Raw genomic sequence first — 23,599 nt, 5'->3', positions numbered from 1 at the left:
AAAGGCGCGGGCCAGGCCGGCCCGTCGCCTCAGATATGGCCGATTGCCCTGGTGGAGCAACCCAAAAATCACGTGCAGGCGGCGTCGATGGCGTTCATCGCCGCGGTCGCGCCCGAAAGCGAATAGGTATCGACCGTGTTGGTGCCGCGCTGGCTGGTGCCGCGCACCACCAGGCTGCTGCCCGCCTTGAAGGCCTGGACGAACCCACCTTCGTCGCCGGTCGAGGCAAGCCAGGCGGCCGAACCTTCGGTGACCATGGGATAGGCCTTGCCGTCGACAGTGGCGCTGGCCTTGGCATCGGTGGTGTTGAACGGATAGCCGATAATGGTCTGCACCTCGTTCTTGGTGCCCATGCCCTTGCGGTGGATGATCATGAAATGGATCGGGTCGCGGTTGGCGCCCGCCGGCTCGCTGGCCTGCGGCGTCGCCGAAACATAGCAGATCATGCCCGAAGCATCGGTTGCCTGCCAGGCGGTCCAGGCGTTGAAGGTGCCGAGTTCGGTTGCCTGCTGCGCCTGGGCGACAGGAGCCAGCGTCATGATCGCGCCGACCGCGAGCCCGAGTGCAAGGCCACCGGTTTTCGTCGTCATCGCCAATTCATCCTTTGTCTCGAAGGTCCCGTTCTGGGGGAAGCTGCCCGCAAACTCTGCCCCAGACATGGTTACCAAGGTGTCAAACGCCGCCACATTTGCGCGCATTTGCTTCAACTGCGAGTCAATCGCGGCGGCAATTTGACGGGCAGCACGGGCTGCTTCCGGTTTGCGCCGCTTGGGTTAACAATGTGTTGATAGCGGCCAGACCGTGATCAGGCCGCCAGCGGGTAGCTCTGCTCGACCACATAGGGGCCGCCCCCGACCGAATCCTTGCTCGAAAACAGCACGAACCGCCCCACTGGAAAGCTCAGCGGCTCGAAGCGGCCGGCCTCGGCCATGAAACGGGCCACCTCTTCGGCGCTGGAGCCGCGCAGGCGGGCGAGCGACACATGCGGCACGAATTTGCGCCCCTCGGGCGGCAGGCCGGCCCGCTGCAGCACCCGCTCCTGCGCCGCCTGCAGCCGGCTCAACTGCTCGCTGGCTTCCGCCCCCGCATAGAGCGCCCGCGGCTTGTCGCCGCCGAAACTGCCCAAATGAGTCAGGCGCACGGAAAAGCGCAGCGAATTGGACAGCCGATCGAGGCTGTCGGCCACTTCATTGGCGGTCTGATGATCGACATCGCCGATGAATCTCAAAGTAATGTGATAGTTTTCCGCATCGATCCAGCGGGCACCGGCGAGGCCTCCACGCTTGAGGGAAAGCGCAAATCCAACATCGGCCGGTATTTCAAGGCCGGTAAAGAGCCGGGGCATGGGGCCCTCCTCTTCATCAGGATTTCAAACACGCGATTCGCCCTCGACCGTAACACAGACCGACTCCGCAGCCAGCCCATTCGTCGCAGGGGTTGCAAGATCACTTGTAAACGCTTGGGGTCACATCCATATTGTCTCATCAAGTGGCAAACCAATGCCCACCGGCGGTGCAAGAGACCGCATCACTTGGGAAAGGAATCGACTATGGCTGAATATGACCGTCAGACCCTCGGAGCTCGGGCCGGCTCGGCCTTGGCCGTGGACGAGGGCCTCCGCAGCTACATGCTGCGCGTCTACAATTACATGGGTATTGGTCTTGTCGTTACCGGGCTGGTTGCCTGGTACGTCAGCACCTTGGTTGCACCCGATGGTGCGCTGATCAATGCTGACGGCACCGCCTTTGCGACGCCACTCGGCGCGGCTCTGTATGGCAGCCCGCTGCAATGGGTCGTGATGCTTGCTCCGCTGGCCTTCGTACTGGTGCTGAGCTTCGGCATCAACAAGCTCTCCGTGGGCGCGGCGCAGGCCGTGTTCTGGGCCTTCTCGGCCGTCATGGGCCTGTCGCTGAGCTCCATCTTCCTGGTCTATACCGACGCCTCGATCGCCAAGGTATTCTTCATCACCGCCGCGACCTTCGGTGCCATGAGCCTTTACGGCTACACCACCAAGCGCGACCTGACCCAGATGGGCAGCTTCCTGATGATGGGCCTGATCGGCCTGATCATCGCTTCGGTGGTCAATATCTTCATGCAGTCCTCCATGCTCGAATTCGCCATCTCGGCGGTCGGCGTGCTGATCTTCGTGGGCCTCACCGCCTACGACACGCAGAAGATCAAGGAAGGCTACTCGGAATCCTTTGGCGCCGATGTGCTGGCCAAGGGCGCCATCATGGGCGCGCTGAGCCTCTATCTCGACTTCATCAACCTGTTCCTGATGCTGCTCCGCCTGTTCGGCAACCGTGAGTAGCAATGGCCTGCTTGATCGCTGAATCAAGCAATTTGGTTGGACGATAGCGGGGACCGCAGCCTAAAAGGGTTGCGGTCCCCTTTGTTTTGTCGAGCCGCCCGTGTCAGACGTCATCTTGCGCCCCTTCGAATGGCGCGACATTCCCGCCATCACAGCCATCTACCGGCATTATGTCGAGCAGACGGCCATCACCTTCGATACCGAGGCGCCCGGCGAGCCGGCCATGGCCGAAAAATTCGGCCACCTGGTCGCGCTGGGCCACCCGCTGATCGTCGCCGAGGCGGATGGAGAGGTGCTGGGCTATGCCTATGCCAGCTTCTACCGGCCGCGCGCCGCCTATCGCTTCACCTGCGAGGATTCGATCTACCTGCGTCCCGACGCCAAGGGAAAGGGCCTCGGCCGACGCATGTTGACCGAGCTGATCGCCCGGTCACGGGTCTTTGGCTTCAAGCAGATGATTGCCGTCATCACCGCCGACACCGCCAATTCGATTCGCCTCCACGAAAAATTTGGCTTCCGCCATGTCGGCCGCTACGAGGCGGTAGGCCTAAAATTCGACCGCTGGCACGACATCGTGCATCTGCAGCTGGCGCTTTAGAGGCACTTGGTCATGCGATAGCCGCTGCCGCCCTGGCAGGCGACCCTGTCGTCGTCATCGGTCCAGCCGGCGGCATGGTAGAAGGCGCGGGCAGTCATCGTGCTGGTCAGTTGCGCCTCGATCACGCCATGCCCCTGCAATTCGGATTCGAGTGCCGCCAGCAGCGCCTTACTGACCCCGCGAAACCGCCTGCCGGGATCGACATAGTTGAGCGCCACCTCGCCATTTGCCGGCACCACGGCGCCGACTGCGGCGAGGCGACCGTCCAACTCGGCCACCAGCAGGCAGAGGGCCGCGTTGTCGATCATGGCGCGCACGCCCGCCTCGTCCTTGTTGGCGGTCCAGGCGGCCAGTTGCTCGGGGCGCCCGCCATGATCGGCGGCGCAGAGTTCGGTAATGGAGGCGATAAGCAAGCGGCTCATCTCGGGCACGTCCGCCTCGCGGGCCGGACGGACGATCAGGCTCACCCCACCACCGCCAGTTGCGGATCGAGCACGCGCAGCACCTGCGCCAGCTCGTGACCACGCTTGAGGATGCGGCCCTGCTGGTTGGTCACCGCATATTGCCCCTGCCGGTTGCGCAGGCGCGGCGTCTTTTCGATGATGAAGAGCGGCCGCTCGGAGACGCGGGCATAGATGGAAAACACCGCCCGCTCGCGCAGGAAGTCCATGGCATAGTCGCGCCATTCCCCCTGCCCGACCTTGCGGCCATAGACGTTGAGGATGAGATGGAGTTCCTTGCGGTCGAAGGCAACGATGGCGGGGATCTTGGCAGGCGCCGGGCTCAATGGCGCATCGCCGGCATGGACCAGCGAAAGACTGACGGTTCTGTCACTCGGCGTGCGGCCCTGCACCGGTCGGATCAACTCCGTGTCAACATGCTGTCATGATTGCGGGATTTGTCGGCGGATGCAAGGGCGAGTTGGCGGATGCAAAAACCCCAATTCGGTCACAATCTGTCCGTGAACACGCCAGAATGGTCAGCCATTGTTCAGTCATTGCCTCCAGTGGCTGGCATCCGGGCCGACCGAGCCCCCAAACCCAGAAGCCTGGGTGTCAGCCGCCCCTATATTGAGTTGACCAGTCAGACCTTCCCGTCCCTGCCCCCAGGGGCGGGACTTTTTTGTGCCCTGGCAGGACATGCTCTAGGACCAATCGCCATTCAGCCCAGGCTGAGCCGAAAATGTCGGTTTTCGAGAACCGGAGCGCAGCGTACGTTCAGTACGTGAGCACCGGAAGCGCAGAAAACTGGCATTTGCAGGCCAGCATCGGCTGAATGGCGATTGGTCCTAGCGCTCGTAGGTCGCCGCGCCCAGGATGGGCCCCGGCAGTCCGGCGCGTTCCTGCTGCACGATCACCGCGATGCCAGTGCTGTCTTCGCTGAGCAATTCAGGCAGCGGCAGCTTGAGATCGGCGCCGGTGGCACTTTCCCACATGCCCAGCGCCTGGCGCCCGGTCACCACCTGGGTATAGACCATGGACTTGCCGGCATTTTCGCCCTTCTCGATGGTCACATCCGCCCGGTCAAGATAGGTGACCATCCAGACCACCGCGTCGTTAAGGCTAGTATCGGGCGGAATGGCCACCTTGAGCATGTCGCCGTCGCGGGAAATCTCCACTGCCAACGGCAGGACGGCAACACGGTCGAGCGCCCCATGCACCTCGCTGCGGCGCGAACCCACGACACCCTTGGCGCCGTTGACCACCATCTGCGGGGTGTAGATGCGCGATGAGCCCCAGCTTTTGGCATAGGCGCGCTGGCGATCCGAATAATCCTCGTCGCCGAACGTGTCTTCCCAGCCGACATAGTCCCAGTAGTCGACATGATAGGCCAGCGCCACCACGTCGCCTTCCTCGGCCAGCCCGGTCAGCAACGCATCGGCGGGCGGGCACTGGGCGCAGCCCTGGCTCGTGAACAGTTCCACCACCGCTTTGGGGCGCGCGCGCATGCTCTCGGCGCCGGCCGGATGGACCAGGGCGGCGAGTGCGACAATGCCCAAAGCGGGGCCAAGCAGGGGTCTGATCGTCATGGTCAAGGTTGTAAGCCGGGGCAGCCGAGCCCCGCCAGTCAAAAGAGGGTGAGAGACGGCATTTGCCGGCTGACTGCGCGATATTTATCTTTGGTTAACCATTGCAGGCAATGCTGGGGGCATTCTGAGCAGACCTGGGGGCTCAGAAAGTGATGTGACATGCAGGACTTCAATCCCGATATCTCGGCCGCCGAGGCTCTGGTGGGATTAGCCGTTGCCGACGTCGAACTGAATCTGATTCTCGCCACCTTGCGGCAAACCGAGGGCAACCGCACCCACGCTGCCGCGATCCTGGGCATTTCGATCAGGACCTTGCGCAACAAGCTGCGGGACTATTCCGAGCGCGGCTTCGCCATTCCCTGAATCGGAACCGCCACAGCAAAGAAAAGGCCCCGCAAGCGGGGCCTTTTGCATTTTCGGATCGCAGCGGTTTGCGCTTTATGCCGCTACCAGGCTCCGCAGCACGTAATGCAGGATGCCGCCATGCTTGTAATAGTCGAGCTCGTTGGCGGTATCGATGCGGCACAGGGTTTCCACATTGACCACCGAACCATCGGCGCGGGTGATCCTGACGGTCACCTTGGCGCGCGGGGCGATTTCGGTGACCCCTTCGATATCCACCGTCTCGGTGCCGTCGAGGCCCAGCGTCTGCCAGCTTTCGCCATCCTTGAACTGCAGCGGGATGACGCCCATGCCGACCAGGTTGGAGCGGTGGATACGCTCGAAGGACTGGGCGATCACGGCGCGCACGCCGAGCAGATTGGTGCCCTTGGCAGCCCAGTCGCGCGACGAGCCGGTGCCGTATTCCTTGCCGGCGAAGATCACCAGCGGCGTGCCGGCGGCCTGGTAGGCCATGGCGGCATCGTAGATCGCCATCTGCGAGCCGTCGGGGCCTTTGGTGTAACCGCCCTCGACGCCCTGGAGCATCTGGTTCTTGATGCGGATATTGGCGAAGGTGCCGCGCATCATCACTTCATGATTGCCGCGGCGGGCACCGTAGGAATTGAAATCCCTGGGCGCAACCTGGCGTTCCTCGAGATACTTGCCGGCCGGCGTTGTCGCCTTGAACGAACCGGCCGGGGAAATATGGTCGGTCGTGATCGAATCGAGGAACAGCGCCAGCACCTTGGCCTTTTCGATGTCGGTGACCGGCTTGGGCTGCATGGTCAGCCCCTCGAAATAGGGCGGATTCTGCACATAGGTCGAGCTGGAATTCCACTTATAGGTCTCGCCGCCATCGACGGCGATGCCCTGCCAGTTGGTGTCGCCCTTGAACACGTCCGAATAGCGGCCCTGGAACATTTCCTTGGTGACGTGCTTGCGCACGATCTCGGCCACTTCGTGGTTCGACGGCCAGATATCCTTGAGATAGACCGGCTTGCCGTCCTTGGAGGTGCCGATGGCATCCTTGGTGATGTCGATCTTCATCGAGCCGGCCAGCGCATAGGCCACGACCAGCGGCGGCGAGGCGAGGAAGTTCGCCTTCACATCCGGGTTCACGCGGCCCTCGAAATTGCGGTTGCCCGACAGCACCGAGGCGGCGACCAGGTCACCCGACTGCACGGCCTTGGAGATTTCCGTCGGCAGCGGGCCCGAATTGCCGATGCAGGTGGTGCAGCCATAGCCGACCAGGTTGAAGCCGATGGCGTCGAGGTCTTCCTGCAGGCCGGCCGAGGTCAGGTAGTCGGTGACCACCTGGCTGCCGGGCGCCAGCGAGGTCTTGACCCAGGGCTTGGAATCCAGCCCCAACGCCCGCGCCTTGCGGGCCACCAGACCCGCGGCGACCAGCACCGATGGGTTCGACGTATTGGTGCAGGAGGTGATGGCGGCAATTACCACGTCGCCATGGCCGATGGCATAATCGGTACCATCCACGGCAACCTTGGGATCGTCGGTCTTGCCGAATTCCTTGGGCAGGGCGGCGGCAAAGGCCTGCTTGGCATTGTCGAGCGCAATACGGTCCTGCGGGCGCTTGGGACCCGAGATCGAGGGAACGACGGTGGTGAGATCGAGTTCGAGGGTCGAGGTGAAGACCGGATCGGCCGAATTGGTCTCGCGGAACATGCCCTGCGCCTTGGAATAGGCTTCCACCAGGGCCACGCGCTGCGGATCGCGGCCCGAAGTGGTGAGGTATTTGAGCGTATCGGCATCGACCGGGAAATAGCCGCAGGTGGCGCCATATTCGGGGGCCATATTGGCGATGGTCGCCTGGTCCTCGAGGCTGAGATAGTCGAGGCCGGGGCCGTAGAACTCGACGAACTTGCCGACCACGCCCTTCTTGCGCAGCATTTCAGTGACGGTGAGAACCAGGTCGGTGGCGGTGATACCTTCATTGATCTTGCCGGTCAGCTTGAAGCCGACGACTTCGGGGATCAGCATGGTGATCGGCTGGCCCAGCATGGCCGCCTCGGCCTCGATGCCGCCCACGCCCCAGCCCAGCACCGCCAGGCCATTGACCATGGTCGTGTGCGAGTCGGTGCCGACCAGCGTATCGGGATAGGCGACGGTCTCGCCATTCTCTTCCAGGGTCCACACGGTCTGGGCCAGGTATTCGAGATTCACCTGATGGCAGATGCCGGTGCCGGGAGGCACGACGCGGAAATTGTCGAAGGCCGACTGGCCCCAGCGCAGGAATTCGTAGCGCTCGCCATTGCGCTCATATTCGAGCTCGACATTCTGCCCGAAGGCCAGGGCCGTGCCGAAGCTGTCGACCATCACCGAGTGGTCGATGACCAGGTCGACCGGCACCAGCGGGTTGATCTTCTGCGGGTCGGCACCGAGCTTGGCGGTGGCGTCGCGCATGGCGGCAAGGTCAACCACGGCGGGAACGCCGGTAAAGTCCTGCATCAGCACGCGGGCCGGGCGGTACGAAATTTCGTGATCAGACTGGCGCGTGACCAACCAAGTGGCGACGGCTTCGATGTCGGTCTTGGTGACCGTGCGGTTGTCTTCGAAGCGCAGCAGATTTTCCAGCACCACCTTCATCGAATGGGGGAGCTTGGACACGCCCTTGAGGCCGTTCTTCTCGGCCTGCTCGATGGAATAGTAGGTGTAGGTCTTGCCGCCGACCGAAAGGGTCGATTTCGACTTGAAGCTGTTTACCGAGGCCATGGTTCCGCCCTAATCCTGTTCGGTTGCGGCAAGCGCGCCGGTCCGGGTAAACCACCCGAAAACCGCTCAACAGCGCCGCCTTTCCTGGAATGACTCCAATCTATAAGGGCTTATAGAGAAAGACGAATGGGCTTGCCAGTGTGACCTTGGGTTCAATACGAGAAGGGGTCATGACCGAACGGCAAGTCTTTTCCCCGCTGAGCCTCGTTGCCACCGGCCTCGTTTGCGGGCGGGGCGGCATGGCGCTGACCCATGAACTGGCCTTTGCGGTCGCGCCCGGACGTTGCCTGCTGCTGCGCGGCGCCAATGGGTCGGGCAAGACCACGCTGCTGCTGACGCTGTCGGGCATCGTCGCGCCGCTTGACGGTTTTTTCGCCCTGGAAGGAGGCGAGGCGGAAGCGGGACCGGCCCTGCACTATTGCGGCCATCGCAATGCCATCAAACCCCGGCTGACCGTGGCCGAAAATCTCGGCTTCTGGGCCGCGGTCAATGGCACCACCGGCTTGTCGGTCGCCGACGCCCTTGCGGAGGTCGGGCTGGGACGGCTGGGCGATCTTGATGCCGGCTATCTTTCGGCCGGGCAGTCGCGCCGGCTGGCTCTGGCCCGCCTGCTGGTCAGCCTGCGCCCGCTCTGGCTCCTGGACGAACCCGCCGCGGCGCTCGACAGCGAAGGCCACGACCTAGTGACCCGGCTGCTCGACCGGCATCTCGACATGGGGGGCATCGCGGTCGCCGCCACCCACGATCCCATCACCCTGCCTGATCCTTCCCGCATGGAAACCCTGGTGCTGGGAGCCAGAAATTCCGGAGCGCCACCATGACCGCCTTCCGCGCCATGCTGGGGCGCGAACTGCGCCTCGCCTTGCGCGGCGGCGGCGATATGCTGACGCTGGTGCTGTTTTTCGTCATTGTGGGCGCCATCGTGCCCTTCGCCGTGGGGCCCGATCGGGACCTGCTGGCCCGCATCGCCCCCGGCATTGTCTGGATCGCGGCCTTCCTCGCCATGCTGCTCGGGCTCGACCGGCTGTTCCGCCCAGACCACGAGGACGGCTCGCTGATCCTGCTGCGCCAGGCCGACCTGTCGCTCAGCGCCGTCGTTGCCGCAAAGTTGATCGTCCACTGGCTGGTCTCGGCTCTGCCGCTGCTCCTGGCCTCGCCCCTGCTCGCCATGCTGCTGGCCATGGAGCTCGAAACCTTCTGGCGCGTGCTGCTCTCGTTGGCTGTAGGCACCCCGGCTTTAGCGGCTTTCGGCGCCGTCGGGGCCGCGGTGACCGTATCGATCCGCCGCGGCGGGCTCATCGCGCCCATCCTCATCGCCCCGCTGTCGATACCGGTGCTGATCTTCGGCACCGGCAGCATCACCGCCACCCAATCATCAGCCGCTTTGCTGTTTCTTGCGGCATTGAGCCTCATGGCCGTGGCCCTGGCTCCCTTCGCCGCCGCCCTTGCGATAAGCTCGGGCGAAGATTAGAGCGATCACATGACCCTAGACACGACACAAAAGCAGAGCTGGTGGAGCCGCATCGCCCATCCGGGGCAGTTTGTCATCTGGACGCGGCCGCTGCTGTGGCCGCTGACCATCCTCACCGCCCTGGTCTTCGTGGTGGGGCTCTATTTCGCCTTTTTCAATTCGCCCGCGGACTACCAGATGGGCGATACCGTGCGCATCATGTATGTCCATGTGCCCAATGCCTGGCTCAGCCAGTTCGTCTACGGCGTGATGGCGGTCTCGGCGCTCGGCACTTTGGTCTGGCGCCATCCCCTGGCCGACGTCTCGATGAAAGCCGCCGCCCCGCTCGGCGCCCTGTTCACCGCGCTTGCCCTGTTCACCGGCTCGCTCTGGGGCCGTCCGACCTGGGGCACCTTCTGGGAATGGGACGGCCGCATGACCTCGACCCTGGTCCTGCTGTTCATCTATCTCGGCATCGTCGCCCTGTGGCGGGCCTTCGACGACCAGCTCCGCGCCGCCCGCGTCATCGCCGTCTTCACCCTCATCGGCGCGGTCAACATCCCGATCATCAAGTTCTCGGTCGATTGGTGGAGCACGCTGCACCAGCCGGCCAGCGTCTTCCGCGCCGATGGCCCGCGCATGCCGGGCTCGATCCTGACCCCGCTTTTCATCATGTTCTTCGCCTTCACCTTCCTGTTCATCACGCTGCAGCTCAAGGCCATGCATACCGAGGTCAAGCGCCGCCGCGTGATGACCCTGCAGCGCAGGGCTGCACAGGGAGAGCCCGCATGATCGATCTCGGACCACACGCCGTCTTCATCGTCTGGGCCTATATCGGCGTCGCGATCGGCGTGGCCGGGCTGATCGCCTGGACGCTGTATGACGCCCGCGCCACCGCGAAAAAGCTCGCCGCGCTGGAAGCCCGCCGCTGATGCGCTATGTCCTCTTCGGGCTGCCGCTCATCGCGCTCATCGCGCTGGTCGCTGTCTTTGCCTTCTCCATCGATCGCGATCCGGCCCTCGTCCGCTCGGTGCTGATCGACAAGCCCGCCCCCGTCTTCACCATGGAAGCCGTGCCCGAGCTCGGCGTGCCCGGCTTCGATACCGCGAGCCTCAAGGGTGCGGTGACCGTGGTCAATGTCTTTGCCTCCTGGTGCATCCCCTGCCGCGACGAGCATCCGCTGCTGGTAGCGCTCAAGGACATTTCCGACGTCCGCCTGTTCGGCATCAACCAGTCCGATGCCCCGGAAAACGCCCGCGCCTTCCTCGCCGAACTGGGCAATCCCTACGACGCCGTCGGCAGCGACCGCGACCGCCGCGTCTCCATCGACTGGGGTGTCTACGGCGTACCGGAAACCTTCGTGGTCGACCCCCAGGGCATCATCACCTTCAAGCATGTCGGCCCCCTGACGCCGGAGGCGGTCGAGACCGAATTGCTGCCGGCCATCGAGAAGGCACGCGGGTAGCACGCCTCAGAAATCGCTGGTCAGCCCCTTGATCTCCCAGTCGCCATAGCGGCCCGGCTCCAGTCCGCCGCGCCCGCCCTGCTCCTTGGGCGCGAACGCTCCCTTGGCGTCGATTTCCGCCCGTCGCGCCTTGGCCTCGGCCAGTGCCCGCTTGGCCGCCTCGCTCAGCGGCGGTCTCGGGGTTTCTTTCTCGTCGTCGCTCATTTTGGCATCCGGGTTACGATTTGGTCATGCCGCTTGCATGGAACCCATCGCCGCACAACATAATTGCTCGAGAACTCGAACCCAAGGGCTCCTGATGTTCAATGCGTTCCGCACCACTGTCCTGCTTGCCGCGCTCACCGCGCTGTTCATGGCCGTCGGCTATTTCATCGGCGGCACCGGGGGCATGATGATCGCCTTCGGCTTCGCGCTGGTGACCAATCTGTTCGGCTACTGGAATTCCGACAAGCTGGTCTTGCGCATGCAGAATGCCGTGCCGGTGGAGCGGAGCCGCGTGCCCGAGCTCTATGACATGGTCGATATCCTCTCGCGCAAGGCCGGTATTCCCACTCCTGCGGTCTATGTCATCCAGTCCGACCAGCCCAATGCCTTCGCCACCGGCCGCAATCCGCAGAACGCCGCCGTTGCCGTCTCGGCCGGCCTGCTCAAGCATCTCGAAACCCGCGAAGTGGCGGCGGTGATTTCTCACGAGCTGGCCCATATCCGCAGCCGCGACACCCTCACCATGACCATCACCGCTACCTTTGCCGGCGCCATTTCGGCCCTGGCGCAGTTCGGCCTGTTCTTTGGCGGCGGCAATAACCGCGACAATCCGCTGGGCGGCATCGGCGCGCTGCTGATGGTCTTCCTCGCCCCCGTCGCCGCCATGCTGGTGCAGATGGCGGTGAGCCGCACCCGCGAATACGAGGCCGATCGCGACGGCGCCGAAATATCCGGTGATCCGCTGGCCCTCGCCTCGGCGCTGCAGAAAATCGCCGGCCTTGCCGGCCGACAGGTCAATGTCGCCGCCGAGCGCAATCCGGCCATGGCCCATATGTACATCATCAATCCCCTCTCCGGTCAGCGCATGGACAACCTGTTTTCGACCCACCCGGACACGGCCAATCGCATCGAGGCCTTGCGCAAGCTTGCAGCCAGCATGCAGGTGGACGATAAGGGCCGCAGGCCTCAGCCCCGCCCTCAGCCGGTTTCGACCGGACGCGATATCGGCGGCGGCTGGCGCGTGCCGACCGTCGGACGGACCGACGAGGATGGCGGACAACGCGGTCCCTGGGGATAAGAACTAGCGTGGCGCAGAACAAACCTGATCCGGCGGGGCTCAAGCTCCGCCTCGTTGCCGCACAGCGGCTGAAATCCGTCCTGGCTGGCGATAATTTCTCGCCCCTGACCGCGACCGAGCTGGCCGATGGCCGCGACCGGGCGCTGGCCAACCGGCTGATCACCACCGCCCTGCGCCGGCAGGGGCAACTCAACTTCATTCTCCATGCCCTGCTCGACAAGGGCATGCCCGGCAAATCCGGCAGTTTCGAAGCCGTATTGCGCCTGTCGCTGGCGCAACTGGTCTTCCTGCCCGATCTCGGCGCTCATTCTGCGCTGTTCCTCGCCGTCGAAGCCACCAAGCGCGACCCCAAGGCGCGTCATTTGAGCGGCCTGATGAATGCCGTGCTGCGCAACGCGCAGGCCAATTCCGCCAAATTCGGCATGCTGAGCGACGATCTGCTCATTCCCGACACCTTCGGCGATACCTGGCTCGACGCCTATGGCGAAGCGGCCATCGACGCCTTCTCGACCGCCTTGCTGGCCGGTGCTCCGCTCGATCTGACGCTTAAGAGCGACGATGCCGACCTGGTCGCCTCCCTCGGCGCCGAGCCGGTCATGGCCGACACCGTGCGTATCGACCAGCGCGACCGCCCGGTGGAAGCCCTGCCCGGCTTTGCCGAGGGTCTGTGGTGGGTGCAGGACGCCGCTTCGGCCATTCCGGCCCGCCTGCTGGGCGCCAAAGCCGGCGGCCGTGTGCTCGATCTCTGCGCCGCCCCCGGCGGCAAAACCGCGCAACTGGCCAAGGTGGGCTATGCCGTCACCGCGCTCGACAGCGACGCCACCCGCATGGAACGGCTCAAGGAAAACCTGGCCCGGCTCGACTACACCGCCGAAACCGTGGTCGCCGATGCCGGCAACTATGCCCCATCAGCGCCCTATGACGGCGTGCTGCTCGACGCCCCCTGTTCGGCCACCGGCACCTTCCGCCGCCATCCCGAAGTGATCTGGCATCGCTCCACCGGCGATGTGGCCGGACGGGTACGGCTGCAACGCGCCCTGCTCACCAACGCCTTCCGCTGCCTTGATGCGGGCGGCGTGCTCGTCTATTGCGTCTGTTCGCTTGAGCCCGCCGAAGGCGAAGGTCAGGTCGATTGGGCGCTCGATGCCCTGCCGGGGCTGGACCTCTGGCCGGTGACACCGGCCGAGTTGCCGGGGCTCGAAAGCGCCGTGACACCGCGCGGCCTGGTGCGGACCCATCCGGGCATGGCGCCGGGCGGGCGCGGGGGCGGTATGGACGGGTTCTTCGTGGCGCGCTTCCGCCGCCGTTGAAAAAACAAGATGATGGCGCCTGCTGGGGCGGTGCCAGGCAAGGTAGTGGGTCGTTGAGAGGCAGTGACGAGGCAACGCTGGCGGATGCCGCACGGCGGGAGCAGGTGTGCTGATGGCGCCGCCGCTGCTCCATGTCCTGCGCCGTTTCGCCTTGGGCTTCGCCGATACGGTGGTGACTTTGCCCATCCTGCGCTGGACCTGGCGCGGGCTGGCCGACGATGCCTTTGCCGGCGAACTGCCCGAATTCCGCCCGGCCGATCGCGAAGCGGTGCGCGACATGATGGCCGGCCGCTACCTGCTCGCCTCCAAGCTCATCGAAACCGGTGGCGCTTCGCCCTTCAGCCTCGACGTCGACCACCTCGACTGGTGGCTCAACCTGCACGGCTTTTCCTGGCTCCGCCACTTCCGCGATGTGCGCGACCCCGGCGAGCGCCGCTTTGCCCGCATGCTGGTGCTCGACTGGATTGGCCGCGAGGGCCAGTTCCAGCACGATACCTGGGCCCCGGCCCTCACCGCGCAGCGCGTGCTCAACTGGCTGCGCCACCTGCCGCTGCTGCTCGATGGCGCCACTCCGCCCGAGGCCCGCACGGTGCAGCGCGTGCTGGGCGCGCAGATCCAGAGCCTCAAGATACGCGGACCCCTGGCCAGCGACCCCACCGATGCCCTCTTCGCCGCCATCGCCTTGATCGGGGCCGAGCATTGCGAGCAGGACGACCGGACCGACGTGCCGCGCCGGGTCGAACAGCTCAATGCCCTGCTGGCCAGCCAGCTCGATGCCGGGGGCTTCCACAATGCGCGCAATCCGCGCCTGCAACTGCAACTGCTGGTCGATCTCGTCAGCATTCGCCGCATCGCCGCCGGGGTGAAGTCCGAGGCCGGCAACGAGCTGGGCGCCCAGATCGACCGCATGCATGAAAGCCTCGACGCGCTGACCCTGTCGAGCGGCGAGCCGGCCTATTTCAACGGCTGCGGCCACCTGCCCCATGACGTGCTGATCGCCATCCAGGCCAATGGTCCCGGTCGGCGGCAGCGCTCCATGCTGCTGGGCGGCTACGGCATTTTGCGCGATGGCGATGCCGTGGTCATCGCCGATTCGGGACTCGTGCCCGCGCCGGGGCTGGCCGGCGAGCTTCATGCCAGCGCCCTGGCCTTCGAATTCTCCCATGGCAGCGAACTGATCCTGGGCTCCTGCGGCCCGGCCCCCTCGGACCTGCCCGACAGCAAGGCCCTGTTCCGCCAGGGCGTGGCCCATTCCGGCCCCACCATCGACGCCGAGGATGCCACCGGCGGCACGCCGGCCATCGCGCTGGACGCCGCCGACCACCTGCTGACGCTGTCGACCGACGGCTATGCCCGCCGATTCGGCGTCACCCTCGAACGGCGCCTGACGCTGCTCTCGGGCGGCACCACCCTGGTCGGGCAGGATCGCATGATTGGCGCAGGCATGCCTGCAGGCTTGCTTGCTCTTCGCTTCCATCTTGCACCCGGCATCATGGTGCGCCGCAACCGCGGCGAAGGCATCGTCCGGCTGGTGCTGCCCAATGGTGCGGTCTGGAGCTTCCTCTGGGAAGGCGCCCAGTTCCGCGAAGAGGAAAGCGTGCGCCAATCGGCCTATCTCGGCTTCCACAAGACACGACAACTGGTGCTGGAGGCCGACGTCGCCGCCGACGCTGAAGTGGCGTGGATTTTTACGCTGGAGCAGGGCTGAGCCTCTGCGGTGGCATAGAGGTGCCCGCAACCACAGCGTGGCACCTCCCCCTCGACGGGGGAAGTTGGGAGGGGTGTTGGAATCCGGGCCAACCATCCCCCACCCTTGATCCCTCCCGCAAGGGGGAGGGTGTCGACTGCAGCATCGCGGACCGAGATAGCCGATTGGCACCACCCCCGCTTCGTGCTAGCCACCGCGCAAATCACATCACAGGGCGACACATCCTCATGAGCAAGACGGTCAAGGTCGGGCGGGCGCTGCTTTCGGTATTCGACAAGTCCGGCATGGCCGACTTCGCCCGAGGTCTTTCCGCCGCCGGCGTGGAACTGGTCTCCACCGGCGGCACCCACAAGCTGATCAGCGATGCCGGGCTCCCGGTCCGCGAGATCGCCGACCTCACCGGCTTCCCTGAAATGATGGATGGCCGGGTCAAGACCCTCCACCCCAAGGTGCATGGCGGGCTTCTGGCCGTTCGCGATAAAGCCGATCACGCCGCCTCGATGGAAGAGCACGACATCGGCGCCATCGACCTCGTCGCGGTCAACCTCTACCCGTTCGAAAAGACTGTCGCCTCGGGCGCTTCCTATGACGATATCATTGAGAATATCGACATTGGCGGCCCGGCCATGGTCCGCTCCGCCGCCAAGAACCACGCCTATGTGACCGTGGTCGTCGACCCCGCCGACTATCCCGCGATCCTCGCCGCCATCGCCGAAACCGGCGGCGTGCCCTTCACTTTGCGCCAGAAGCTGGCCGCCAAGGCCTATGCCCGCACCGCCGCCTATGACAGCGCCATTTCCACCTGGTTCGCCAAGGCGATCGACTATCCGGAAATTCCGTATCGCAGCTTTGCCGGCAGCCTGCGCGAGGTCATGCGCTATGGTGAAAACCCCCACCAATGGGCCGGCTTCTACGCCAATGGCGAGGACCGTCGCGGCGTCGCCACCGCCACCCAGGTCCAGGGCAAGACCCTGAGCTACAACAACATCAACGACACCGACGCCGCCTTCGAACTGGTCAGCGAATTCGACCCTGCCCAGGTCGCGGCCGTCGCCATCATCAAGCATGCCAATCCCTGCGGCGTCGCCGTGGCCGCAGATCTGCTGACCGCCTATCAGAATGCCCTGCGTACCGATCCGGTCTCGGCCTTTGGCGGCATCGTCGCCACCAACCGCGAGATCGACGCGGCGACCGCCACCGAGATCGTCAAGGTCTTTACCGAGGTGATCGTGGCCCCCTCGGCCACCCAGGAGGCCCAGGACATCATCGCCGCCAAGAAGAATCTTCGCCTGCTGCTGACCGGCGGCATCGCCGACCCGAAGGCCGATGGCCTCGTGGTAAAGTCGGTGGCCGGTGGCCTGCTGGTCCAGGGCCGCGACAACCGCAATGTCGACGATTGCGAGCTCAAGGTTGTCACCAAGCGCCAGCCGACGCCGGCCGAAATGGCCGACCTGCGCCTTGCCGCCAAAGTGGCCAAGCACGTCAAGTCCAACGCCATCGTCTATGTGAAGGCGGGCGCCACCGCCGGCATCGGCGCCGGGCAGATGTCGAGGGTCGATTCCGCCCTCACCGCCCACCGCAAGTCCATCGACGCCGCCAGGGCTGCCGGCATCGAAGGCGCGCTGACCCAGGGTTCGGTCGCGGCATCCGACGCCTTCTTCCCCTTTGCCGATGGATTGGAAGCCCTTGTCGCGGCCGGCGCGACGGCAGTGATCCAGCCGGGCGGCTCCATGCGCGACGACGAAGTCATCGCCGCCGCCGATGCCGCCGGCATCGCCATGGTGATGACCGGCATGCGCCATTTCCGGCACTGATCTTTCTGCACCCCTCTCCCTTCGGGGAGAGGTCGTTCGGGCCTTCACCGACCTTCCCCTCCTGCGTCATCACCCGGCTTGTCCGGGTGATCCATCTTTCAGCACACGCGCAAGCCATGGATGACCCGGACAAGCCGGGCAATGACGATAAAGCTTGGCCCATCAAGGGCGGAGAAGTCCGCAATGCCCATTGCGAGGGAGAGATATCTTACCAATCCGTAATATGCGGCGCGGCCACAGGTAAGACCTTCCTAAGACTGGCGTGCCAGATTGCCCTTGTCGCGGCGGTGCAGCCGTCATATCGAGGCGTTGCATGCGTCTGCGCATACCATCCGATCTGTCGGCATTGCTGCATACCGGCCTTTGGCGGTCGGTCGGCTCGCTCGGCATCAAGGTGGCGACGGCCGGCCTCACCTATCTCACCTATGTCGCGCTCTCGCGCACCATGAGCCCGGACGAATACGGCCATTTCGCCTTCGGACTGGCCATTGCCACCGTGCTGGCCATTGCCGTCGGCGTGGGCCAGCCCATGGCCATCCTCCGCCTCTGGCCGCAGGAAACCGTGGCCGGGCAACGGGACGCCGCCATCGCCGCCGCCCGCTCCGGCTCGATGCTGACCATTCTCGTCGGCCTCACGGCAAGTCTGGGCTTTGCCGCCATCGTCTTCGTGACGCTGCAATTCGTCACCCTTGACGATACTGCCAACCACTTCTACGCCGCCGCCTTCCTCGTGCTGCCCATGGCGCTGGCCGAATACAATTCCTCGGCCCTGCGCGCCCAGGGCTCGCTCTGGACCGCCTTGGTGCCGCGCGACATCCTGTGGCGGCTGGCCTTGCCGGCTGCGGTGATAGGCCTCTTCGCCGCCGGCATCGTGCTCAGCGGCCCCGATGCGCTGGTGCTGTCCGCGGTACTGCTGTCCGGCATGCTGGCCCTGCAATTCTGGCAGGCCATGCGGGCCGGCTATGTGCTCGGCCCCGGCATTGGCGCGCTCAAGGCCTATTGGACCCGCTGGGGCGGCATCAGCCGCTGGCTGATGCTGGGCGCGTTGATCGAAACCGCCGCGCTCAATGCCGATGTGATCCTGGTCGGCCTGATGCTCGATCTCGAAAGCTCGGGTGTCTATTTCAACGCCTTCCGTACCGCCGGGCTGATGACGCTGTTCACCTTCGCCATCGAGCTGGTGATCGCGCCCATGGTGGCGCAGCACTATCATGCCCGCCAGATGCGCCAGGCCCAGGCCATCACGGCGCTGGCGGCTGGTGCCGGCTTCCTGTTTTCGCTGGTGATCTTTGCCATCTTCGTCGGTTGGGGCGAGTGGATTCTGAGCTTCTTCGGCCCCGCCTATGCCGAAGGGACGCTGGTGCTGGTTCTGCTGGCCCTTGGCCTGCTGTTCGACGCGGCCACCGGACCCTCCAAGATCGTCATGATGATGACCGGCCACGAACGCGCCTATGTCGTCATTTTCGGCATCATCATGGGGCTGGGCTTTTTGGTGCAGATCGCCGCCATCCCGGCCTTCGGCATTGTCGGCGCCGCCGCCGCCAATATGGGTGCGCGCATCATTGCCCAGCTCGCCATCGCGCTCTGGTGCCGGCTGCGCATCGGGCTCGACACCAGCCTGCTCGGCGCATTTTCGATCCGCCGGACCGGCTGACCGCTAACCGTACCCATGAGTACGGTTCTGCTTGACCGCCAAGCCCTTCCCGGCTTAGAACCACTCCAAACTTTTCCTGCCGGAAGACCGCTATGACCAAGGCCCGCACGCTCTACGACAAGATCTGGGACGACCATCTGGTCCAGAACAACGAGGATGGAACCTCGCTGCTCTATATCGATCGCCACCTCGTCCACGAAGTCACGAGCCCGCAGGCTTTCGAAGGCCTGCGCATGAACAACCGCAAGGTGCGCCACCCCGAGCGCACCCTGGCCGTGGTCGATCACAACGTGCCCACCACCGACCGTTCGCTGCCCAACCCGGACCCCGAAAGCGCGATCCAGATCGCCGCTCTGGCCGAGAACACCAGAGACTTCGGCATCGAATATTTCGACCCCTTCGACAAGCGCCAGGGCATCGTGCACATCGTCGGCCCCGAGCAGGGTTTCACCCTGCCCGGCATGACCATCGTCTGCGGCGACAGCCACACATCCACGCATGGCGCCTTTGGCGCGCTGGCCCACGGCATCGGCACGTCCGAAGTCGAACACGTGCTGGCCACCCAGACGCTGATCCAGCAGAAGGCCAAGAACATGCTGGTGCGGGTCGACGGGCAACTACCGCCCCACGTCACCGCCAAGGACATCATCCTCGCCATCATCGGCGAGATCGGCACGGCCGGCGGCAATGGTCACGTCATCGAATTCGCTGGCGAAGCCATCCGCTCGCTGTCGATGGAAGGCCGCATGACGGTCTGCAACATGACCATCGAAGGCGGCGCCCGCGCCGGCCTGATCGCCCCCGACGAGACCACCTTCAACTACGTGAAGGGCCGCAACCGCGCGCCGACCGGCAAGGCCTGGGACATGGCGCTCGATTACTGGAAGACGCTCTATACGGACGAAGGCGCGGTCTATGACAAGGTCGTGATCCTCGACGCCGCCAAGCTGCCGCCGATCGTCTCCTGGGGCTCCTCGCCCGAGGATGTGATCTCGGTGACCGGCATCGTGCCCAACCCCGACGATATCGAGGACGAGAACAAGCGCGCCAGCAAGTGGCGGGCTCTCGACTATATGGGGCTCAAGCCCGGCACCAGGATCACCGACATCTCCGTCGAGCGCGTCTTCGTCGGCTCCTGCACCAATGGCCGTATCGAGGACCTGCGCGCCGCCGCCGCCGTCATCGGCGGCCGCAAGGTCGCTGCCGGCGTCAATGCCATGGTGGTGCCGGGTTCGGGCCTGGTCAAGGATCAGGCCGAGGCCGAGGGTCTGGACAAGATCTTCAAGGATGCAGGCTTCGAATGGCGCGAGCCCGGCTGCTCGATGTGCCTGGCCATGAACCCGGACAAGCTCAAGCCGCAGGAACGCTGCGCCTCGACCAGCAACCGCAATTTCGAAGGCCGCCAGGGCTTCAAGGGTCGCACCCATCTGGTGTCGCCCGCCATGGCCACCGCCGCGGCAATTGCCGGCCATTTCGTCGATATCCGCGAGTGGCAGTAGACGACGCCGATTGGGGGGCGCGTTTCGCGCCCACCCTCGATGACATCGAAGCTCTGGCCACGGCCGCGCTGAAGCAATTGCCCGAGCCCTTCGGGTCGCTGGCGGCCGATGTCACCTGTTCGGTCGCCGAATTTGCCGAGGACGACGTGCTTGAAGGCTTCGGCATGGAGAGCCCGTTCGAACTGATGGGCCTGTTCTCCGGCATCGGCATGACCGAGGACGGCGCCATGCCGCAGACCGGGCAGCTCCCCAACACCGTCTTCCTCTATCGCCGCGCCATCCTCGATTACTGGGCCGAGAACGACGACAATACGTTGGGCGAAGTCGTGACCCATGTGCTCATCCACGAACTGGGCCACCATTTCGGCTTTTCCGACGAGGACATGGAAGCCATCGAGGCGGCGGCGGATGCGGAGTAACGGAATGAGCGGCAGGTTCTAATCCCGCGGCACGAACTCGAATTCGGCTTCGTTGCCGCCCGCTGGATCATCGGAAACGCGCACCGCCAGCCCGCCCTCGTCCAGCGCGGCGAACCATTCCTCCCAGCTCACCAGGTGAAAGCCGCCGATCCGGTCGGGGCCTTCATTGCCGTCGGTATTGATGGCATGCTGACCGAAAGTCAGTTGCAGCAGCGTGCGGATGCCGGTGCCGTCGGGCGTATCCATCAGCATCGGATTGCCGCCACGGGCTTCGGCCCATTGGCGAATATCGTCGCGGTCGGTGAGAGTTCTGGCCATGATGTGCCTCCTTGCGCTTTCGCTGGGACAATTGCCGCCTCCCCCGCTTGGTTCCGCAACAATTCCCAAGCCGCGCGGCGCCTGCTAAGACGCTTGCACAGCCGCCGGAGCCAGCATGAACAAGCCCAACCAGATATTTCTTGGCCAGATCGGCGCCGCTCATGGCATCAAGGGCCAGGTGCGCATCGCCACCCACACCCAGGATCCCGAGGCCATCGGCAGCTACGGTCCGCTCGATACCGACCGGCCCGGTCTTACCGTCACCCTGACCAAGGTGCGCCTGCAGAAGAATGTGGTCATCGCTCACATCAAGGGCATTTCCGACCGCACGGCGGCCGAGCAGCTCAATGGCGTCAGCCTCTTCGTCGATCGCAGCAGGCTGCCCGAGCCCGAGGACGAGGACGATTTCTACCATGCCGACCTGATCGGGCTCGATGCCCGGCTCGATAGCGGCGTGGTCATCGGCAAGGTCTCGGCCATGCCCAATTTCGGCGCCGGCGACCTCATCGAAGTGCGCGATCCGCAAAGCGGCGACACCTATCTCTATCCCTTCACCAAGGCCGTGGTGCCGGCGATCGACATTGCCGGCGGCTTCCTCACTGTCGTCGTGCCACTGGATGCCCCCGAAGGCGAGGAAGAGCCCGATTGAGCTTTTCTGCCGCCATCATCACGCTGTTTCCCGAGCTGTTTCCCGGCCCGCTGGGCGCTTCGGTACTGGGCCGCGGCATGGCCGACGGCCTATGGTGGCTCCAGGCGACGCAACTGCGCGACTTTGCCACCGACCGGCACCGCACCGTGGACGACACCCCTTCGGGCGGCGGCGCCGGCATGGTGCTCAAGCCCGATATCCTGGCCAGGGCCATCGACACGGTGTCGCCCGAGGGCGATCCGCGCCCGCGCATCCTGATGTCGCCGCGCGGTACGCCGCTGACCCAGGCCCGCGCCCGCCAACTGGCGCTGGGACCTGGCGCCGTCATCGTCTGCGGCCGCTTCGAGGGCGTGGACCAGCGCGTCATCGATGGCCGCCAACTGGAAGAAATCTCCATCGGCGACTATGTGCTGGCCGGCGGGGAAGTCGCCGCCATGGTGCTGCTGGAGGCCGTGGTGCGGCTCATTCCCGGCGTGCTCGGCGGGCCGGACAGCCATGCCGACGAGAGCTTCGAGAACGGATTGCTGGAATATCCGCAATATACCAGGCCGCAAAGCTTCGAGGGCCTGGACATACCCGCCGTACTGACCTCGGGCGACCATGGGAAAATCGCCAGATGGCGGGCCGAGCAGAGCAAGACCCTGACCGCCGTACGACGGCCCGACCTGCTCCGCGACAGGCCCTAGACTCTTGGGCATTTTTCCCCTATAGCCGCGCCACTACTGCGATGTCAGGCTGATCGGACCTGGCTCGCACCAATAAAAAGACGAAAAACCTCCGTTACCAACCAAGACCGGGCGACGAGCCGCTTGTGCTCGATAAACGCTCCTTTGAAAAGATTCAGAACGGAATCGACATGGCTAATATCATCGAACAGCTTGAGGCCGAGCAGGTTGCTGCTCTCGCCGCCAAGCGCGAACTGCCCGACTTCACCCATGGCGACACCATCAAGGTGTGGGTCAAGATCCGTGAAGGCGACAAGGAACGCCTGCAGGCCTATGAAGGCGTCGTGATCGCCCTCAATGGCGGCGGCATCACCGCCAGCTTCACCGTGCGCAAGATTTCGTATGGCGAAGGCGTCGAGCGCGTGTTCCCCTACTACTCGCCCAATGTGGCTTCGGTCGAAGTCCTCAAGCGCGGTAAGGTCCGTCGCGCCAAGCTGTATTACCTGCGCGATCGTCGCGGCAAATCGGCCCGTATTTTCGAATCGACCAATTCGCGCACCAAGAAGATCGAAGCCGGCGAGCGCACCGCCGCCCAGGCTGCGCGCGAGGCGCGTGAAGCCGAAAAGATCGCTGCCGCCGAGGCTTTTGCCGTCGAGCAGGCCGCCAAGGATGCGGAAGCCGCAGCCGCTGCAGCCGCCGCCGAACAGGCTGCTGCTGCCGAAGAGGCTCCCAAGGCCGAATAGGCTTTGGCGCATCGCCGAATTGAAGAACCCGGTCGCAAGGCCGGGTTTTTTGTTGCCAGGGAGGCACCTCGCCTATCTGTCGGCTCCTGCCTACCCTCCCCCTTGAGGGAGGGCAGCGAAGCTGGGCCGATAGGCCCTAGCGGAGCTAGGGAGGGGGTAATCCTGTGGCCAGCAAAACGACCCCCTCCCTCAATCCCTCCCCACAAGGGGGAGGGAGGCGATGAACACCGCTCCCTGAGCTTGCGCCTCACTCCCCTTGATGGGCGGTGCTTACGACGACCGACTTATCCATTTTATCCCTCTCCAAAATCCTCCGGCATACTCCTGCCCGTTCCCGCCATCACGCGGCCCCGACGCAGGGCCGGGCGGGGAGGCCGTGGGATGGGGGCGCCTGTCCAGTGAGGGGGAATACGGCAGCCGGGCCTGCAAGATTGGTCCCGCCTGAACCATACCTCGCGCAAAAGCGGATCGTGATGGGCGGCCTTGGTCCGTTCCATGTCGACAGTTCTTGGTCCAAAGGCCGCCCATCTCCCGTGAAACCGCAAGCGCAAGCCGGGCGGCAATTTCGGCACGT

General features: G+C 64.7%; 25 protein-coding genes and 1 pseudogene. 18 read left to right on the top strand and 8 right to left on the bottom strand.

Annotation, left to right across the window (positions count from 1 at the left end):
• Positions 1–68: 68 nt before the first annotated feature.
• Entirely contained in the window at positions 69–590 is a 522-nt protein-coding gene (locus ASD80_RS08370) for an invasion associated locus B family protein (RefSeq protein WP_156460374.1), read from the bottom strand.
• Between the two features lie 215 nt (positions 591–805).
• Positions 806–1,345 carry an RNA 2',3'-cyclic phosphodiesterase gene (thpR, locus tag ASD80_RS08365; RefSeq protein WP_056231277.1) on the bottom strand — a complete coding sequence of 180 codons (540 nt, stop codon included), beginning with the start codon at positions 1,343–1,345 and terminating at the stop codon, positions 806–808.
• A gap of 204 nt (positions 1,346–1,549) precedes the next feature.
• Here thpR and ASD80_RS08360 point away from each other — a divergent pair, with 204 nt between their 5' ends.
• On the top strand, positions 1,550–2,311 hold the full coding sequence (locus ASD80_RS08360; protein WP_056231274.1) for a Bax inhibitor-1/YccA family protein: 762 nt from the start codon (positions 1,550–1,552) through the stop codon (positions 2,309–2,311).
• Between the two features lie 100 nt (positions 2,312–2,411).
• Entirely contained in the window at positions 2,412–2,909 is a 498-nt protein-coding gene (locus tag ASD80_RS08355; protein ID WP_056231270.1) for a GNAT family N-acetyltransferase, read from the top strand.
• Here the strand turns inward: ASD80_RS08355 and ASD80_RS08350 are convergent.
• The 3 genes from ASD80_RS08350 to ASD80_RS08340 form a co-directional block, all read right to left on the bottom strand.
• Positions 2,906–3,376 (bottom strand): GNAT family N-acetyltransferase, encoded by a 471-nt coding sequence (locus ASD80_RS08350; RefSeq protein ID WP_056231268.1) that lies wholly within the window; start codon positions 3,374–3,376, stop codon positions 2,906–2,908. The two genes, ASD80_RS08355 and ASD80_RS08350, sit on opposite strands and share 4 nt — an antisense overlap.
• On the bottom strand, positions 3,373–3,720 hold the full coding sequence (locus tag ASD80_RS08345) for a DUF2794 domain-containing protein (protein WP_056231385.1): 348 nt from the start codon (positions 3,718–3,720) through the stop codon (positions 3,373–3,375). The genes ASD80_RS08350 and ASD80_RS08345 overlap by 4 nt, the downstream gene beginning before the upstream one ends.
• A 477-nt stretch (positions 3,721–4,197) precedes the next feature.
• A complete protein-coding gene (locus ASD80_RS08340) occupies positions 4,198–4,938 on the bottom strand; it encodes a DUF1223 domain-containing protein (RefSeq protein ID WP_082555147.1) in 741 nt (246 codons plus the stop codon).
• Between the two features lie 195 nt (positions 4,939–5,133).
• Between ASD80_RS08340 and ASD80_RS08335 the strand changes: the two are divergent.
• Positions 5,134–5,301: pseudogene (locus ASD80_RS08335) on the top strand (helix-turn-helix domain-containing protein); the annotation flags it as partial.
• 75 nt (positions 5,302–5,376) lie between these two features.
• On the opposite strand, the gene acnA reads toward ASD80_RS08335, so the two are convergent.
• Positions 5,377–8,049: an aconitate hydratase AcnA gene (gene acnA, locus ASD80_RS08330; protein ID WP_056231261.1), complete on the bottom strand. Its 2,673-nt coding sequence runs from the start codon at positions 8,047–8,049 to the stop codon at positions 5,377–5,379.
• 170 nt (positions 8,050–8,219) lie between these two features.
• On the opposite strand from acnA, the gene ccmA reads away from it, so the two are divergent.
• The 5 genes from ccmA to ASD80_RS08310 are packed head-to-tail and all read left to right on the top strand — an operon-like array spanning position 8,220 to position 10,964.
• Entirely contained in the window at positions 8,220–8,870 is a 651-nt protein-coding gene (gene ccmA / locus ASD80_RS08325; protein WP_056231258.1) for a heme ABC exporter ATP-binding protein CcmA, read from the top strand.
• On the top strand, positions 8,867–9,520 hold the full coding sequence (gene ccmB, locus ASD80_RS08320; RefSeq protein ID WP_056231256.1) for a heme exporter protein CcmB: 654 nt from the start codon (positions 8,867–8,869) through the stop codon (positions 9,518–9,520). The genes ccmA and ccmB overlap by 4 nt, the downstream gene beginning before the upstream one ends.
• 9 nt (positions 9,521–9,529) lie before the next feature.
• Positions 9,530–10,291, top strand: coding sequence for a heme ABC transporter permease (locus tag ASD80_RS08315; protein ID WP_056231254.1), 762 nt, complete (start codon positions 9,530–9,532; stop codon positions 10,289–10,291).
• Positions 10,288–10,431, top strand: coding sequence for a heme exporter protein CcmD (gene ccmD / locus ASD80_RS18475; RefSeq protein ID WP_082555146.1), 144 nt, complete (start codon positions 10,288–10,290; stop codon positions 10,429–10,431). Before ASD80_RS08315 ends, ccmD begins: the two co-directional genes overlap by 4 nt.
• Positions 10,431–10,964: a DsbE family thiol:disulfide interchange protein gene (locus ASD80_RS08310; RefSeq protein WP_056231252.1), complete on the top strand. Its 534-nt coding sequence runs from the start codon at positions 10,431–10,433 to the stop codon at positions 10,962–10,964. The genes ccmD and ASD80_RS08310 overlap by 1 nt, the downstream gene beginning before the upstream one ends.
• 6 nt (positions 10,965–10,970) lie before the next feature.
• On the opposite strand, the gene ASD80_RS08305 is transcribed toward ASD80_RS08310, so the two are convergent.
• Positions 10,971–11,168 carry a DUF1674 domain-containing protein gene (locus ASD80_RS08305; protein WP_056231249.1) on the bottom strand — a complete coding sequence of 66 codons (198 nt, stop codon included), beginning with the start codon at positions 11,166–11,168 and terminating at the stop codon, positions 10,971–10,973.
• Between the two features lie 94 nt (positions 11,169–11,262).
• Between ASD80_RS08305 and htpX the strand changes: the two genes are divergently transcribed.
• From htpX to ASD80_RS08270, 7 genes are all read left to right on the top strand, one after another.
• Positions 11,263–12,246, top strand: coding sequence for a zinc metalloprotease HtpX (gene htpX, locus ASD80_RS08300; RefSeq protein ID WP_056231247.1), 984 nt, complete (start codon positions 11,263–11,265; stop codon positions 12,244–12,246).
• Between the two features lie 8 nt (positions 12,247–12,254).
• A complete protein-coding gene (locus tag ASD80_RS08295; RefSeq protein WP_056231244.1) occupies positions 12,255–13,556 on the top strand; it encodes an RsmB/NOP family class I SAM-dependent RNA methyltransferase in 1,302 nt (433 codons plus the stop codon).
• Positions 13,557–13,668: 112 nt separating this feature from the next.
• Positions 13,669–15,264, top strand: a complete 1,596-nt coding sequence (locus ASD80_RS08290; protein ID WP_056231242.1) for a heparinase II/III family protein — start codon at positions 13,669–13,671, stop codon at positions 15,262–15,264.
• A 227-nt stretch (positions 15,265–15,491) separates the two neighbouring features.
• Positions 15,492–17,078 carry a bifunctional phosphoribosylaminoimidazolecarboxamide formyltransferase/IMP cyclohydrolase gene (gene purH / locus ASD80_RS08285; RefSeq protein WP_056231239.1) on the top strand — a complete coding sequence of 529 codons (1,587 nt, stop codon included), beginning with the start codon at positions 15,492–15,494 and terminating at the stop codon, positions 17,076–17,078.
• A gap of 313 nt (positions 17,079–17,391) precedes the next feature.
• Entirely contained in the window at positions 17,392–18,732 is a 1,341-nt protein-coding gene (locus ASD80_RS08280; RefSeq protein ID WP_056231237.1) for a lipopolysaccharide biosynthesis protein, read from the top strand.
• A 92-nt stretch (positions 18,733–18,824) separates the two neighbouring features.
• Positions 18,825–20,231 carry a 3-isopropylmalate dehydratase large subunit gene (leuC, locus tag ASD80_RS08275; protein WP_056231234.1) on the top strand — a complete coding sequence of 469 codons (1,407 nt, stop codon included), beginning with the start codon at positions 18,825–18,827 and terminating at the stop codon, positions 20,229–20,231.
• Positions 20,222–20,650 (top strand): metallopeptidase family protein, encoded by a 429-nt coding sequence (locus tag ASD80_RS08270; protein ID WP_056231230.1) that lies wholly within the window; start codon positions 20,222–20,224, stop codon positions 20,648–20,650. Before leuC ends, ASD80_RS08270 begins: the two co-directional genes overlap by 10 nt.
• Positions 20,651–20,668: 18 nt before the next feature.
• Here the strand turns inward: ASD80_RS08270 and ASD80_RS08265 are convergent, their stop codons facing one another.
• On the bottom strand, positions 20,669–20,968 hold the full coding sequence (locus ASD80_RS08265) for a hypothetical protein (RefSeq protein ID WP_056231227.1): 300 nt from the start codon (positions 20,966–20,968) through the stop codon (positions 20,669–20,671).
• 115 nt (positions 20,969–21,083) lie between these two features.
• On the opposite strand from ASD80_RS08265, the gene rimM reads away from it, so the two are divergent.
• From rimM to rplS, 3 genes are all read left to right on the top strand, one after another.
• Positions 21,084–21,617, top strand: a complete 534-nt coding sequence (rimM, locus tag ASD80_RS08260; RefSeq protein ID WP_056231224.1) for a ribosome maturation factor RimM — start codon at positions 21,084–21,086, stop codon at positions 21,615–21,617.
• Entirely contained in the window at positions 21,614–22,303 is a 690-nt protein-coding gene (trmD, locus tag ASD80_RS08255) for a tRNA (guanosine(37)-N1)-methyltransferase TrmD (RefSeq protein WP_056231221.1), read from the top strand. The genes rimM and trmD overlap by 4 nt, the downstream gene beginning before the upstream one ends.
• A 170-nt stretch (positions 22,304–22,473) precedes the next feature.
• Complete coding sequence (rplS, locus tag ASD80_RS08250; RefSeq protein WP_056231219.1) at positions 22,474–23,025, top strand: 50S ribosomal protein L19; 552 nt, start codon at positions 22,474–22,476, stop codon at positions 23,023–23,025.
• Positions 23,026–23,599 lie beyond the last annotated feature (574 nt).

It is taken from the genome of Devosia sp. Root635 (assembly GCF_001427605.1).
In the GTDB taxonomy this organism is placed as follows: domain Bacteria; phylum Pseudomonadota; class Alphaproteobacteria; order Rhizobiales; family Devosiaceae; genus Devosia.
Note: the sequence above shows the minus strand (reverse complement) of the source record. Positions and strands in the feature narration are given on the sequence as shown.